At 34.1% G+C, this 13,295-nt stretch carries 17 protein-coding genes and 2 pseudogenes; 14 read left to right on the forward strand and 5 right to left on the reverse strand.

The window, feature by feature from the left end; translation table 11 throughout:
• Positions 1–13: 13 nt before the first annotated feature.
• The 6 genes from ACKVEV_RS05190 (at position 14) to ACKVEV_RS05215 (ending at position 4,340) form a co-directional block, all read left to right on the forward strand.
• Entirely contained in the window at positions 14–535 is a 522-nt protein-coding gene (locus tag ACKVEV_RS05190) for an SMI1/KNR4 family protein (protein ID WP_409369350.1), read from the forward strand.
• Between the two features lie 304 nt (positions 536–839).
• Positions 840–1,232, forward strand: coding sequence for a hypothetical protein (locus ACKVEV_RS05195; RefSeq protein ID WP_409369351.1), 393 nt, complete (start codon positions 840–842; stop codon positions 1,230–1,232).
• 77 nt (positions 1,233–1,309) lie between these two features.
• Positions 1,310–2,104, forward strand: a complete 795-nt coding sequence (locus ACKVEV_RS05200; protein ID WP_409369352.1) for a hypothetical protein — start codon at positions 1,310–1,312, stop codon at positions 2,102–2,104.
• Positions 2,082–2,879 carry a hypothetical protein gene (locus ACKVEV_RS05205; RefSeq protein WP_409369353.1) on the forward strand — a complete coding sequence of 266 codons (798 nt, stop codon included), beginning with the start codon at positions 2,082–2,084 and terminating at the stop codon, positions 2,877–2,879. The genes ACKVEV_RS05200 and ACKVEV_RS05205 overlap by 23 nt, the downstream gene beginning before the upstream one ends.
• A complete protein-coding gene (locus ACKVEV_RS05210; protein WP_409369354.1) occupies positions 2,879–3,664 on the forward strand; it encodes a hypothetical protein in 786 nt (261 codons plus the stop codon). The genes ACKVEV_RS05205 and ACKVEV_RS05210 overlap by 1 nt, the downstream gene beginning before the upstream one ends.
• Positions 3,665–3,683: 19 nt before the next feature.
• Complete coding sequence (locus ACKVEV_RS05215) at positions 3,684–4,340, forward strand: ATP-binding cassette domain-containing protein (protein WP_409369355.1); 657 nt, start codon at positions 3,684–3,686, stop codon at positions 4,338–4,340.
• Positions 4,341–4,376: 36 nt separating this feature from the next.
• Here the strand turns inward: ACKVEV_RS05215 and ACKVEV_RS05220 are convergent, their stop codons facing one another.
• On the reverse strand, positions 4,377–4,910 hold the full coding sequence (locus ACKVEV_RS05220) for a hypothetical protein (RefSeq protein ID WP_409369356.1): 534 nt from the start codon (positions 4,908–4,910) through the stop codon (positions 4,377–4,379).
• A gap of 267 nt (positions 4,911–5,177) precedes the next feature.
• Positions 5,178–6,104: a TDT family transporter gene (locus ACKVEV_RS05225; protein ID WP_409369357.1), complete on the reverse strand. Its 927-nt coding sequence runs from the start codon at positions 6,102–6,104 to the stop codon at positions 5,178–5,180.
• A gap of 129 nt (positions 6,105–6,233) precedes the next feature.
• Between ACKVEV_RS05225 and ACKVEV_RS05230 the strand changes: the two genes are divergently transcribed.
• From ACKVEV_RS05230 to ACKVEV_RS05240, 3 genes are all read left to right on the forward strand, one after another.
• Positions 6,234–7,040: a LysR family transcriptional regulator gene (locus ACKVEV_RS05230; protein ID WP_409369358.1), complete on the forward strand. Its 807-nt coding sequence runs from the start codon at positions 6,234–6,236 to the stop codon at positions 7,038–7,040.
• Positions 7,041–7,153: 113 nt separating this feature from the next.
• Positions 7,154–7,894, forward strand: a complete 741-nt coding sequence (locus ACKVEV_RS05235) for a lysozyme (RefSeq protein WP_409369359.1) — start codon at positions 7,154–7,156, stop codon at positions 7,892–7,894.
• A 65-nt stretch (positions 7,895–7,959) separates the two neighbouring features.
• Complete coding sequence (locus ACKVEV_RS05240) at positions 7,960–8,403, forward strand: hypothetical protein (RefSeq protein ID WP_409369360.1); 444 nt, start codon at positions 7,960–7,962, stop codon at positions 8,401–8,403.
• Positions 8,404–8,450: 47 nt separating this feature from the next.
• Here ACKVEV_RS05240 and ACKVEV_RS05245 read toward each other — a convergent pair whose 3' ends face one another.
• A complete protein-coding gene (locus ACKVEV_RS05245; RefSeq protein WP_409369361.1) occupies positions 8,451–8,735 on the reverse strand; it encodes a hypothetical protein in 285 nt (94 codons plus the stop codon).
• A 180-nt stretch (positions 8,736–8,915) separates the two neighbouring features.
• Between ACKVEV_RS05245 and ACKVEV_RS05250 the strand changes: the two genes are divergently transcribed.
• Positions 8,916–9,395: a GNAT family N-acetyltransferase gene (locus ACKVEV_RS05250; RefSeq protein WP_409369362.1), complete on the forward strand. Its 480-nt coding sequence runs from the start codon at positions 8,916–8,918 to the stop codon at positions 9,393–9,395.
• Positions 9,396–9,771: 376 nt separating this feature from the next.
• On the opposite strand, the gene ACKVEV_RS05255 is transcribed toward ACKVEV_RS05250, so the two are convergent.
• Together ACKVEV_RS05255 and ACKVEV_RS05260 are read right to left on the reverse strand one after the other, a co-directional pair.
• Complete coding sequence (locus tag ACKVEV_RS05255; RefSeq protein WP_409370613.1) at positions 9,772–9,936, reverse strand: hypothetical protein; 165 nt, start codon at positions 9,934–9,936, stop codon at positions 9,772–9,774.
• Positions 9,896–10,111: a GNAT family N-acetyltransferase gene (locus ACKVEV_RS05260; RefSeq protein ID WP_409369363.1), complete on the reverse strand. Its 216-nt coding sequence runs from the start codon at positions 10,109–10,111 to the stop codon at positions 9,896–9,898. Before ACKVEV_RS05260 ends, ACKVEV_RS05255 begins: the two co-directional genes overlap by 41 nt.
• Positions 10,112–10,491: 380 nt before the next feature.
• Here ACKVEV_RS05260 and ACKVEV_RS05265 point away from each other — a divergent pair.
• From ACKVEV_RS05265 to ACKVEV_RS05280, 4 genes and pseudogenes are all read left to right on the forward strand, one after another.
• A pseudogene (locus tag ACKVEV_RS05265) lies at positions 10,492–10,611 on the forward strand (SCO family protein); the annotation flags it as partial.
• Positions 10,612–10,868: 257 nt separating this feature from the next.
• On the forward strand, positions 10,869–11,138 hold the full coding sequence (locus ACKVEV_RS05270; protein ID WP_409369364.1) for a hypothetical protein: 270 nt from the start codon (positions 10,869–10,871) through the stop codon (positions 11,136–11,138).
• Positions 11,139–11,972: 834 nt separating this feature from the next.
• Positions 11,973–12,539 (forward strand): annotated as a pseudogene (locus tag ACKVEV_RS05275) (IS3 family transposase); the annotation flags it as partial.
• Between the two features lie 296 nt (positions 12,540–12,835).
• Positions 12,836–13,261, forward strand: coding sequence for an acyl-CoA thioesterase (locus ACKVEV_RS05280; protein WP_409369365.1), 426 nt, complete (start codon positions 12,836–12,838; stop codon positions 13,259–13,261).
• Positions 13,262–13,295: the final 34 nt, after the last annotated feature.

Here is a 13,295-nt window from a genome sequence, read left to right on the forward strand (position 1 = left end):
AGGTAAAATTAGTATGGCAATTGAATTAATCTTAACGTCCTTAAAGAGCAGATTAGATAATGAGAACAGCATGACCATACAAATGGAACATGGAGAAATTTTAAATGTAACCTGTGAGTGGAATCGTCCAATAGCAGATGATGAATTACAGGAATTCTCTGTAAAAACGCAACATGTGTTACCGAAAGAATTGTGCCAATTTTTAAAACAGAGTAATGGTGCGAAATTGTTTAATGTTGAAGGTCTTGGTTATGATTTCTTTGAAATATTTAATGTAAGCGAGATATTAAATTATATCCAAGAATATGAGACAAATCTATATTATCAAAGTGCCTATGATAAAAATTGGTTTATGATGGGTAATTATAGAGGATATGGCGACTATATGTTCATTGATTCGCAAAAAGTTGCTAATGGGGAAGAGGATTATCTTATCTATGTTCAAGATGGGGACATTCAAAGATTACCTATGAACTTTGAAACATGGCTTGACAGATTTATTGTCACACAGGGAGCTAGATATTGGCTATGGTAAGTCTCGATTTAAGCTAGTTTATATTGCTTCTTCTAAGGCGTTCTATGAATTTGGGGGTCAATCGCTAAACTATACACATTACCCCAAGCCCAGTTACTTATTTAAAAAAGTAACTGGGCTTTTTGTATTAACCGAAATTAATTCAGGATAATATAATGATTTTGCATCTTTTACCGTGAAAAAACCGGATAAATGTACTAATTTTAACAAAAGGTACTTTACAAAATAAACTGAATAATAGTAAAATTTTAATAATTGAATGACCAAAAATAGCGAAACAACTTACAATTCGGAGGAAAGCAAAATGAAGAGATTTAAACTTTTTGCTAGTATTGTAGCTATTAGTTTGTTCACTATAGGGTTTGGTTCATTTGCAAATGCGACCCCAACATTTCACGAATACTCAGGAAAAGTGCCGAGATTCCATGATTTAGAGACTAATGATGCTATTAAAGAAACTACGGGCAGTGCTTACAATTTAGTATCGTATATTCAGAGGGGCAAATTGGTGTCATGGGTTGAAAAGGGGACTAGGAATGTTACGACAAAAGGGACATACTCAGAACGTACGACCATTCCAATGGATTACTTAGGAAATGCCAGTTCATTAATAGGGGAAAACGTTCACTTAAATATATCAACTTCTCCAGGTACGTTAGAAACAGTAGATACTAAGGGAACGTGGACACCTAATTAATTTAATGTAGTATTAGAGACTCAATTTTTGGTCATTCAATCCATGGATTGGAATTGGTGAAAGTTGAGGTGTTAAACATGATTATGTATATTAGGCAAGAGTTGAAAAGAGCTTTATTATCCAAAATGGGACTTATCACAATAGCATCCTCTATTTTACTAGTATTTATCGGTATGCTGGAAGCATTAATATGGATTAATAGCGGAGTGATTTCAATTGTCTACACCTTTTTACAAGGCTATAATGCTGGAACTGCCTCCTTTATTGTTATTGCGTTTCCAATTATTGCATGTATGCCATTTGCGAATTCTTATCGAACAGATATTCAAACAGGATTCCACCATTATATACAATACCGTATGAAAAAAAGCCGCTATATGAGCATTCGTTTAGCGGTCAATGCACTTGCAGGAGGGGTAGCTGTTGCAATTGGTCCTACTATTGCATTTATATTTCTAATGGTTTTAAAGCTTCTCTTAAATGTACCAATGTTAAGACCAGAACGAAGATTAGCTCCTGTACAATTTTTTCAAAGTATCGGTGTAAATTCTCCAATCCTTATGATGATAATAATGATTGGCATTATGTTTTGTTGTGGGATGATTTTTGCAACGCTAGGCTTAGGAATATCAGCGATCATTCAAAATCAATATATAGCGTTATTTATACCATTTATTTATTTAATTTTATCAGTGACAGTATTGGCGAAAATTCATCCTGCATTCAATGCGATGGCATTATTTGATGTGGATATCATTGATAAATCTAATATTGGACAAACTGTTCTATATGGCATAGCACTTTTTGTAGTAGGGATGACACTATTTTTTATAGGAGGGACAGCAAAGGTTGAAGAACGCTTTAAAGAGTAAAACACAATTAAAGCTATATACACCGAAGAAAAGCATTATTTTCGTTTATATTGTGTTGATGCTATACTTCTATAATTTATTGCGATCAACAAAAGTAGTCGAAGGCAATATTTTTGATTTATTACTTCATCTAACAGAGTTTCATCCTCTTTTTTATGTGATCATGCCTGCTTTTACAATGATGCTTATTTCATACTTTTCACTAGGGAATGTACAAAACTATTTGCTATTTCGATTTTCGACAAAACGGCAATGGTATCATGCAAACCTTTTACGAGTGGCAAAGTTAGCTACATATTTCTGTTTAATGCTTGTCGCCATTATGGTACTTGAAGCTATATTTGTCTTAGATTTTAAAAATCAATGGAGTAATTATAGTATTCATTACTACAAACATCATACGGAGCTATTAAACAATAGCACACCTATTTTTTTAACTGCCATGTCAGTCATACTTTTATGGTTGTTTTTATTGTTTTTCGGACTGCTTTTTTACATAAGCTATGTGTTTACAGGGCGGATATTATTAGCTTGTTTAGTTGTTTTGTTCGTCAACATGTTGAATATAGGTGTGTTTTTGTCAAAAATAACACCGATATCTTCCTATTTATTTTATGACCATATTAATATTTTTCAATATACTAGCTCTAAATCTGCAATAAGTGCAGTTCCCTATACAATTCTCCTGTATTGGATTGTGTTAATGGTGCTACTTTATTTAATTGGATACTACATGATTGATAGAAAAGATATGTACATTGGAGAGAGAAAATAATGCTGAAAAAACTGGTTACTTATTATACATGTTCTTTCTTTAAAATAAAGTATGTCCTATGTATCGTTGCCATTTTTGTACTGAATAGCATGCTTGTCTATACTTCATACGCTGATCTCATGCCGAATAGCTTCGTCAATCAAATTATCTTTATATTTTATATGCCTGTAAATATCCAATTCGACGTATTACGTTGGTTATTAATTTTTATTCCTATTCTCTTATCACTGAGTTCATGTATAGTACGGGAACTGCATAACCATCCAACGTATCTAATACAAAGAATGAAAAGTTATCGTCATTGCTTTCATAGTATATTTATTGCGATAGGCATCAGTTTAGTTGGATATATTGGAATTGGTTATGGGGTTACAGCAGTATTCGTTTCCTTCTTCAATAGTAGAATAGAGGGTCACAATAACATAGCATTATCGTTGTTCCTAAATACGAATGGATGGCAAGTACTGTTGAGCCATTTTACATTATTTATTTTAACAACATTGTTATTACTTATTGTCCATACTATTTTTCTATTTATTATTAATAATGCAGTCTTCGCTATGTTCATCGTTATTATCAGTATGATTTCTTCGGTAGCTACCGGTTATTTATTTCCATCTTCCCTCAAGTTTTTGCCGCTAACTTATTTCTTGCTCGGCTTAAGAGAAATGCAGGATATATCCTTTGTTTGGGCCAATAGTATAATCCTACTAAGTATCGCTTTGTCCTATATTTTGCTGTATATACTTTTTATTAACTTACGGGAAAAAATAGTAGGGGTTTAGGTAAAAGGGGGTTGAAAAAATGACAATACTCGAAATCCACAATTTATATAAAAAGATTAAAGGACGAGAGCTGCTAAAAAATATAACGTTAGTCATTGATAAGCCTGGAACTTATGGAATCGTCGGTCGAAATGGCTCAGGCAAAAGTTTATTGTTTAAGACGATTGCAGGGCTTTTTGTTCCGACTAGCGGCACTGTCAAGGTGTTTGATGAAATAATCGGGCATGGTAATTTTCCGAAATCCTTTGGAGCACTGTTAGATACACCAGGTTTTTTGACCCAATATTCGGGTTTCCAAAATTTAAAAATACTCGCCTCGATTCAAAATAAGATCAGTGATAAGGATATCGAAAATGTTCTGACATTTGTTGGACTCGATTTTAATGATAAAGGACCTGTACGTAAATATTCATTGGGTATGAGGCAGCGATTAGGCATTGCACAAGCGATTATGGAAAAGCCAAAACTACTATTATTGGATGAACCGATGAATGGGTTAGATGAATTTGGTGTAGCAGAAATGCGCGAGATGATTAGTAACTTTAGCAAGCAGGACATAACAATTCTTTTAGCAAGCCATAATCCTGAAGATATTACTTTACTATGTGACGAGGTGTATAAAATGGATGCTGGGGAGTTAGCACCTCATTCGATCAGTACGGATAAAATGTTATAGCAAACACAGCACCCTTAGTAAGGATGCTGTGGAAAACTAATCAATTAAGTGAACAAAATCATGTATGTTTTTTTCAATGTGGTCGTTGATTAGTTTAATGGTAAGCGGCGTTGTTTGTTCAAACTGCGTATGAAGAGAAAAAATAGTAGCTTGCAGCGCACTATTTTTGGCTAGATCCTCACGTGTAATCGTAAAGTTTGCTAAAGCGTTCGGATAATGATGTTGTTGAAATAACTGTTCAAGCTTTTCAAAAATAGCGCGTAATGGCTCATTTTCAAAATAATTCGCACTAGCTTTCAGCGCGAGCCAACTTTTAGGTTGGGCGTAGTAATAGGCACTCCACCAGTAAAATTCAAGAAGCGATTTATTGGCATGATTAAAATACGTATAAAACACAAATAATGCTCGTTGACCTTGAGCAAGTTGCTCATAAAATTGTTCTTTAAAGTGAGCCATATCCATTTCATTCGACATGCCTATTTTATAATGACGAATTAGTGGCTCAAAGCATTGTTGTCCTAAATCACAAGCTGTTAAGTCAATCGCTTGTTTTTTTACTTCAATTAGCAAAATACTATCACACTCCTTATTAAGATTATACTTCATTTCAAGAATAGATATGTAATTAATGAAAAAAATAACAATTGAAAACACATGAAAATTCGGGGAGCAAAGGCGATGAAAGCACAGAACGTCACGAGCAATCCAAGTGTAAGCATGGGGTTGCGGCTTATCGCTGTAGCAGATAACAACGGCATAGCAAAAAGTGTTAGATTGATAGCGGTCAATCTAACACTTTTTTGAAGAGTAGTGACAAAAAATTTACATAAGCATTTATCATTGTTTTAACAGATACAATACATATTTATAGAGAACATAGAAAACCATCATGACCGCGATAATCGATTCTCCAATCGCTAGCCAATGGAACAGTGCTGAAGGGAGTGCTAGTTGGTTGTAAAAATCGGCCGTTGCAGTCATAGCAGTTGCTGAAATCACTAAAGGGAACGTGAATCCAGCATAGCTTGGATAAAAGTTAACTGCTAATAATTTTGGCAGCTTCGTTAAAATCATAAAATAAAGCACTTGAGATAAGACAAATAGCAAAGTGACGATTAGCACATTTTTATCGTCAAAAGCATTTAAATAGCCAGTTAAACAAAGTGAGCCTGGTGCTGCGATAATCGTAATGAGCGGCAGTGTAGCATCCTCCATATTTTTTACACGGAAGACACGGTATAAAATGATTGGCAATAATATTAAATATAATGCTAAAGTAAGCCAGAAAATCCAACGTCCAAATTCAGGATAAAAGTTGCTTGATGTAACCGTAATAACACCAATGCCAACAAAAGTAATGAACCAACTAGGGTAAATATCTTGAATAGTTACCGATTTTATTACTATAAAGTTATATGTGAAATAAAGCATTAGGATAAAGTGTAAACAAACAATACCTAGCCATAGCAATGATAGCAATGGTTTCATAGACTCGAAGTGAAGGAAGTACGTACAGATAACCATACAGGACATTGTAAATGTTGGTGCAACAGATGCCACAATCGGATTTTTTAAATGAGAAAGCGTATGTTTAAATGTGAAAATAATTTTAAACAATACGAGAGACATTAATAGCATTCCAATAAGCCCGATTAGGTTACCTAATAGAAGCATGTTATCCGTTTTTAAAAGGTTGCCTAAAGAAACGAGAGCTAAGATTAAGCCACAGATAGGTAGAGGGATGTTTTTAAGAAAGTTTATCATGGTGTTTCCTCCATTTAATTATTTCGTTTTTACCTTGTATAAACATTGTAAATCGGATTATACTATTTGTGAAATTGATAATTTGAATATGAATTATTAAGAAATTAAATAATTAAAGGAGTGATGTTGATGTTTCAAAGTTTAAAAACGTTTGTGAAAGTATATGAACTGAAAAACTTTACAAAAGCCGCGGAGGCCTTATATTTATCACAACCGACAATATCCACTCAAATACTAAATTTAGAGAAAAAATTAGATGTAACACTATTCACTAGAAAAGGGCGACACGAGATTGTGCCGACGAGTAATGCTGATTTTCTTTATCAACGCGCACTTAGCATTTTGGATAACTGGGAAGACACGATGGAAACATTGAATAGTAAAGGAATTGTCCGAACAAAATGCCGAATTGCCTGTTCGAATACGTGTGGAATTTACTATCTACCAACGATTATGAAGTCTATTCTAGAAAACTTTCCGGATTTAGATTTTTCCTTACAATTGATGAATTCAGAGGAAGTAGTGACACAATTAAAACAAAATGAAGCAGATTTAGGGTTTATCGAAAAAATTGTAGATACAGGAACCTTAAAACGCAGTCTATTAAATGTCGATCAACTTGTTTTAGCTGGAGATGCTGCATCTAGTTACTGGCTCAATCGCGAAGAAGATTCGGGGACACAATTTTATTCGGATATGTATGTAAAAGAAAACAATATCAAACCGGTACATATTTATTTAAATAATAACGAAATGATCGCAGCCTTATTAAAAGCAGGGATAGGTCAAACCGTTATTTCACAAAATGCTGTGCCAGAGGGCGTTAGTTGGCAATCGCTTTCTACAAAATATAGTCGAAACTTTTATTTTTTGGCGAGAGAAAACCAATTAAAAACAAGAATCAACGACTTAGAACGTTTTATTAATGGTGCCTGACACCCAAACAATTCAGAATTGTTTGGGTGTCAGGCACCTTCCTTATTCACTATAAGGTGAAGTGAATATGCTAGAGAAGGTGCAGAAATTTAAATAGAGAAAGGGGGATAAAGATGGAAATTTCCAATAATGCACTTAATCTCATAGCAAAATGGGAAGGGTTTCGTGCCGATGCTTATATTGGAAGTGATAATGTTTGGACAATTGGCTATGGTACAACGAAATGGCCAAATGGAAAATTAGTAGAAAAGGGACAAACGATAACAAAAGAAGATGCATGGGAACTACTGCGAAAGCAAGCGCAGGAGCATGCAAATACAATTGAATACTATGTCAATGTCCCGCTTAACCAAAATCAGTACGATGCACTTGCAAGCTTCCAATATAACTTAGGGCGATATATATTAAGAAATAGTACGCTATTAACATATTTAAATAATAGACAGTGGGAACAAGTAGGGAAGGAGATGTTATTATATAGCTATGCAGGTGGAAAAAAGCTACAAGGACTTGTTAATCGTCGTTTAGAGGAAATTGCGCTTTTTTTAAAGCCTTATGCTGTGATAGATGTAAGTAAGAAAATTGAGTATATGGAGATCGACAAAGAGCCAAAAGTATTTCGGATACAAAGCGGGAAATATAGTAGTCAAAAGGCAATGGTGGAGGCTATGAGTAGTGCGCTACAACAAGGCTATTTATCATATGTTGAACCTATAAAAGGTAACTCAAATGAAAATGGTTGGCGTTTTATAAGTGGCTGGTATAAGAGGCTAGATGAAGCGAAAAGTGTTGCTGAGCGGGCGATTTTGAATGGAAAGTTAAATTACGCCACGATTCGTGGCACAGCACAATAGGGTGACAGGCACTCAAACAATTCAGAATTGTTTGAGTGCCTGTCACTTGATAAGAAGGAGGGCATATGAGTATGCGAAGTCTTCATATATGGCAACCTGTAACTTGTTTAGAAAGGGCTCAAATCGTAAATGCAAAATTCAACTATACAGATTTGGGATTATCTTTAACATTAATTGATAGAAAAGGTACTGAGGTCGATATTATTTATGATAAAATGTCTCAAATTCAAGATTATGTATGGTCTTTTAGATATGCAGGGGAAATTCCAAGATCTGATTTAGTGCCACTTGTCCATGATGCAATTGAACAAGAAACAGCCATTGATAAATCTGCAGAGTGGTTTTACAAAATGAGCAATTCAGATTACATTGAGTGGTTTGACCAATTACCTTGGTTAGGAAGTAAAGAGATACCAAATGTTGAGCACCATCTATACTGTTATAATGATGGAATTTTTGAAGTGATTAGTGATTATGAACCTCGTTTTGTTATAAGAGAAAAAACATAGGTGCCTGGCACTTAAACAATTCTGAATTGTTTGAGTGCCAGGCACCTTCATTTCCTTGAGTATTTAAGTTTATTAAGTTCAATTGTTAAATATTGAACTTGCTTTTCTAATGCTTCTAATTTCTTAGCGTTACTATCGTTATTATCATTGTTGTTATTATCGTTACTGGAATTGGATTGCTGCGCTTCTTCTAATGCCAAAATTGCTGCAATAGTCGCTAGGCCATCGCCTAATGTAGAAAATAGTCCGGCTATGACAGCCAGCTTACCAGCTTCGCTTTCAACACCCGTAAAAAGATCATTAATATTTATTTTGTCTTTGCTTTTACTCAATTGATTACCTCCCTAAGCAAATCATTATTACATCTTATTCCGCAATCATTTTTAAAATACTGGGTACAAAAGATTTTGGAGTGCTAACCTGATGGTACGAATATCTAGGTATTTCATTAAAGAATGACGAAAATTAAATAAAATGTTAAAGTTTAGAAAATGTGAATGGAGGAACATCAAATGGAAAAATTGAAAAGAGTGGAATTAAAGCATTTTTCAAATCAATATTTAAAAGAATTGAACTCCTTTGTACTTACAGATGAACAGCAACAATTTTCTGCACTTCCCAGCAAATTCGAGGAAATAAATGAAGGTCAGCATCGAATAGTGATTTTAAATGAAAATGTGCCGGTTGGTTTCTTTATCCTCAATTCAAATGAGAGAGTAAAGAAGTACACAAATAATACCAATGCATTGCTACTCACTGCACTCTCCATTAATCATGCAGAGCAGGGGAAAGGCTACGCCAGACTAGGAATGACATTACTCGTAGAGTTTGTGAAAGCGGAATTCCCTTATTGTGATGAAATTGTTTTAGTGGTAGATAAAGAGAATATCCCAGCACAAAAACTATATTTAAAAGTAGGATTTGAGGATACGGGTAAGAGGCTAAAAGGACGTATAGGTGAGGAAATTATTATGAGACAAGAAATAAATTAAAAGTAGTAGGTCGTTATGGTAGCTAGGATAAAAAACATAGTGAATTGACTGTCGGATAATATTCCTGGAGAGAGGTGAACTTGTCGTTTTTTGCGCTTCCCCGGGAAATTATCTTTTATTTCCTAACCTCAAATATTGTATAGGGGTTAAATAAAGCTTTTTTACCCCCTCAATTAAACCTATTACATTTATAAGTAGCAGTTTTTCTAATTCTTCGTGATTTGAAGTATTTCATAACAATTTATCATATTTAATACACTCCTATCTTAACCATCTTAAATTAACATAAGAATGTCCAACAAAAGGACGGTTGATTATGATTAAGTTATTGTTCGCCATTTAGCCTGTTTTAAGAAGTCACGTAAAAAGCGTAATGTTACTCAATTTCAGAATCATCCACTTCAGCGAGAACGGTAGTAAATTTTTTTGTATTCAACGTTGCTACTACAGAAATGTAAATGTCTATAAGATCCTCACGATCTACTTTAAAACCAAACCGTTCATATAGACGTTGAGCAGAGCTTCCTTCCTTGCAGGACATTTAATGTCACCCGTTTTCCTATTACATCATCTTGTATTAGCAGATAATCTAATACTTGACTACCAACACCTTGACCTTGGTATTGGGGATGAATATAAAAATGCTCCACCAGATACCCATCTAATATCGGTTTAAACGCTACACAACCTATAAAGGAGGAACCTGCTTTAATCATCCATGTATGGACTGGGTCAAATGCTCCACGAAAACGTTGGCGTACCTTTTCTTCATTAAACCTTCCTAGTCTAGTTAAATCATCACGCAGTACAATTGTCCGTAAATTAGCAATTGTCTAAATATCGGAATTTTGGGAACGGTGAAGGGTAATCTGTTCCATCTAACAATACAAATCCTTTTTCTAGATTTTCATCAAAGAGTCTACTTTGTTCTTCTATAGATAGTTATTTATTGTATCAATAATAAAAATGCGTTTTTTCCAGAAAAAATAAACACTATTTCTCTAGTGAAAAATGGATAATTTCTTAATTTTGGAAAATAAATAGTGTTGTTCAATAAGTAAAATGTTTGCTTGGCAGTTATAAATTTGAACCTGAAATGAGTATTGATGTATAAGATTTTTCATTTACAAATCAAAACAATGAACAAGTTAGCTTAGAAAGCTTAAAGGGCAAGCCTTGGTTAGCGATGTTTATCTTTACAAATTGTAAAAAAATCTTTGCATGTAAGTATAGTAAGATTTTTTGAAAATATGTTATTTGTATTATATTCTGGATGTGGAAAATCAAAATTATTTTTTCAATATTTCATACACAACAATCCCATGAGTAGTTTGAAATTAATTATGATTTGGTAATATTAAACATAATTGTATTATAAACCTTAACCAGATAATATAGGAGCTTATGGCGTTTTTTTAAAGTAAGAAGAGAATTCAAAACCTAAATTTGTTATTTTACTATTGAGGTGAAGAAATGGTTAGAAGAAGAGGAATCTATAAAATAAAAATTCTTAATAAGCAGCTCGTATGTTCTGCTTGTCAGAATGATAAGTTTACACATCGTGAAGTATACATGGAAATCGATGATTTCTCGTTTAATCAAAAAAAAGAACAACTTACTTTACAATCCTTTAATTGTACGGTTTGTGGAGAGACACGTATGTTCCAAGAAAAAAAACGATATGACCATGCAAGTGGGATACACGTATCAATCATTGAATATACGGAAGTGAGAGAAACATGAGTAATTATCTTTTATTCCCCAAAAAAAGTCGGATAAAAATGTTTAACAAAATTATTCTTTGTCAGTTTTGTAAACATGACATATTTATACCTTACAGTATGTATTTGAATGTAGAAGAACCTGGAATTGGTGTTCGGCATGTTCGTTATTTATTAATATGTCATCAATGTGGTAATACTAAACTTTTTAAACAACCGACAAATTCTAATAAAAATAACGTTCCTTGGTCGTTAGAACAGTATTCATAGTTAGATTGTAAACTGATTACTTTCGTTCCTACAAATAAAATAACCCTTCACTAATTTACTGCAATAAGTGGTGAAGGGTTATTATAAATTAATGACTAGTGGACAGGATATGCAGATTTAACTACCCAATCATAGTTCGTATAATTTTGGATCCGAAAGTGGAACCTCTTTCCAAAACAACTCTTACAGTCTGGCTTCCAAAGTAAGAAGATTTAGCTTGTTTAGTACATGTATTACCATCACAACGGAGATCAGTTGTACCATTTACAACTTCCATAATTATGTCCATAGTTCCGGAAGGGTACCAAGCGTATTGAAATTGGCTTTTTGTTACGCCATCAATATTTGCATTTGTACCAAAATTCCCGTTTGATTTTTCCATGTGCAATTTAAAAATATGACAGTAACCATAATAGCTAGATCCGTATTTAGTAGGTAAAACGATTTTAGATCCTAGTTTAGAAGTGGCACTTTGATCAACATAAGTAGAATATAGTTCTATATCAGTGTTTTCAGTGCTTGTTTCTTCTTCATTATTTTTATAGGTATTTTCGTCCTCAGTTATTACATACTCATAGTTGTCGCTTACGGTCGTCTAGCCAAAGCCACACAAGAACATCGTACGTGTCCACATATGCTCGAACGCCAATTTAAACAAGGCGTGGCTGGTAAAGTCCTCTTAACAGATATCACGTATTTGACATATAAAAATGGTAAACGTGCTTATTTATCAACAATTAAAGACGCTGAGACGAATGAGATTTGGGCGTATGAAGTAGCAGATAGCATCACAATGGAAATTGTACTCGACACTTTGAAAAAACTGAAAAAACTAAAGCATCTAGCTCAGGACGCCTTTATCCATTCAGATCAAGGTTTTCATTATACCAATCCAGCGTTACAAAAACTCGTGAAACAAATGGGCTTAGGTCAATCGATGTCACGCCGAGGAAACTGTTGGGACAACTCACCTCAAGAATCATTCTTTGGGCATTTTAAAGATGAGACGAATATAAAAGATTGTGAGACATTAGAAGATGTAAAACAAGAAGTGAAAAGCTATATGATCTATTATAACCATTATCAAGGTCAATGGGATTTAAAAAAGCTGCAGCTTGTAAAATACAGACTGCAGCTTAAAGAAGTTGCCTAACCTTTTTCAAAATGTCCTTTACAAAGGGTACAGTTTATTTTTTGAGTGACTTTTTTTACTTAGCACCTGCCCGGTATTATATATTTTTTTGTGTACCCCACTGTACCCCAATTTGTACCCCAAATAAACGGGTTATAAAGGGTGAAAACGGATACCACCATTTTTTGTTAAATAAAATATTATGGGTTAATTTCTTTTATTTGTAAAATTAGATTTTTAATTTATTTTTCATCCCCAGACCCTAAACCCCGCCAAATCAGCATTTTTACGCTATAATGTAGGACGAGGTGAAGAAAATGTTTGTAAGTGAAAAACAGATTGAGATTCGATATGCGGAGACGGACCAGATGGGCGTCGTCTACCACGCAAACTACATCATTTGGATGGAGATTGGGCGCACGCAGCTAGTGAGCGATGTAGGGTTTGAGTATGCAGCGTTAGAAAAAGAAGGATATGTATCGCCTGTTATGGATCTTTCTATTTCTTATAAGGCCGCTATGCACTATGGACAAGTAGCAACTGTACGTACTTGGGTTAAAAAGCATGATCGTCTGCGTACAACATATGGTTATGAAATATTACATGAAGATGGCACGATTGCTGCGACAGCACAATCTGTACATATTCTAGCGCACAAAGAAACGTTACGTCCTGTTTCTTTAAGTAAAATTGACCCGGCCTGGGATGCGAAATATAAAGAAATTGCTCTTGAAACAAAATAATACAAAGCTAACTACGAAAGTCGCGTTTTCCGCG

Source organism: Lysinibacillus sp. 38-6 (genome assembly GCF_046245175.1).
In the GTDB taxonomy this organism is placed as follows: Bacteria; Bacillota; Bacilli; order Bacillales_A; family Planococcaceae; genus Lysinibacillus.

Excerpts from the sequence above, each read along its gene's own strand:
- ACKVEV_RS05190 (WP_409369350.1), top strand. The coding sequence starts at position 14 with ATGGCAATTGAATTAATCTTAACGTCCTTAAAGAGCAGATTAGATAAT.
- ACKVEV_RS05195 (WP_409369351.1), top strand. The coding sequence starts at position 840 with ATGAAGAGATTTAAACTTTTTGCTAGTATTGTAGCTATTAGTTTGTTC.
- ACKVEV_RS05200 (WP_409369352.1), top strand. The coding sequence starts at position 1,310 with ATGATTATGTATATTAGGCAAGAGTTGAAAAGAGCTTTATTATCCAAA.
- ACKVEV_RS05210 (WP_409369354.1), top strand. The coding sequence starts at position 2,879 with ATGCTGAAAAAACTGGTTACTTATTATACATGTTCTTTCTTTAAAATA.
- ACKVEV_RS05215 (WP_409369355.1), top strand. The coding sequence starts at position 3,684 with ATGACAATACTCGAAATCCACAATTTATATAAAAAGATTAAAGGACGA.
- ACKVEV_RS05225 (WP_409369357.1), bottom strand. The coding sequence starts at position 6,104 with ATGATAAACTTTCTTAAAAACATCCCTCTACCTATCTGTGGCTTAATC.
- ACKVEV_RS05230 (WP_409369358.1), top strand. The coding sequence starts at position 6,234 with ATGTTTCAAAGTTTAAAAACGTTTGTGAAAGTATATGAACTGAAAAAC.
- ACKVEV_RS05235 (WP_409369359.1), top strand. The coding sequence starts at position 7,154 with ATGGAAATTTCCAATAATGCACTTAATCTCATAGCAAAATGGGAAGGG.
- ACKVEV_RS05240 (WP_409369360.1), top strand. The coding sequence starts at position 7,960 with ATGAGTATGCGAAGTCTTCATATATGGCAACCTGTAACTTGTTTAGAA.
- ACKVEV_RS05250 (WP_409369362.1), top strand. The coding sequence starts at position 8,916 with ATGGAAAAATTGAAAAGAGTGGAATTAAAGCATTTTTCAAATCAATAT.
- ACKVEV_RS05255 (WP_409370613.1), bottom strand. The coding sequence starts at position 9,936 with ATGTCCTGCAAGGAAGGAAGCTCTGCTCAACGTCTATATGAACGGTTT.
- ACKVEV_RS05260 (WP_409369363.1), bottom strand. The coding sequence starts at position 10,111 with ATGATTAAAGCAGGTTCCTCCTTTATAGGTTGTGTAGCGTTTAAACCG.
- ACKVEV_RS05270 (WP_409369364.1), top strand. The coding sequence starts at position 10,869 with ATGGTTAGAAGAAGAGGAATCTATAAAATAAAAATTCTTAATAAGCAG.
- ACKVEV_RS05280 (WP_409369365.1), top strand. The coding sequence starts at position 12,836 with ATGTTTGTAAGTGAAAAACAGATTGAGATTCGATATGCGGAGACGGAC.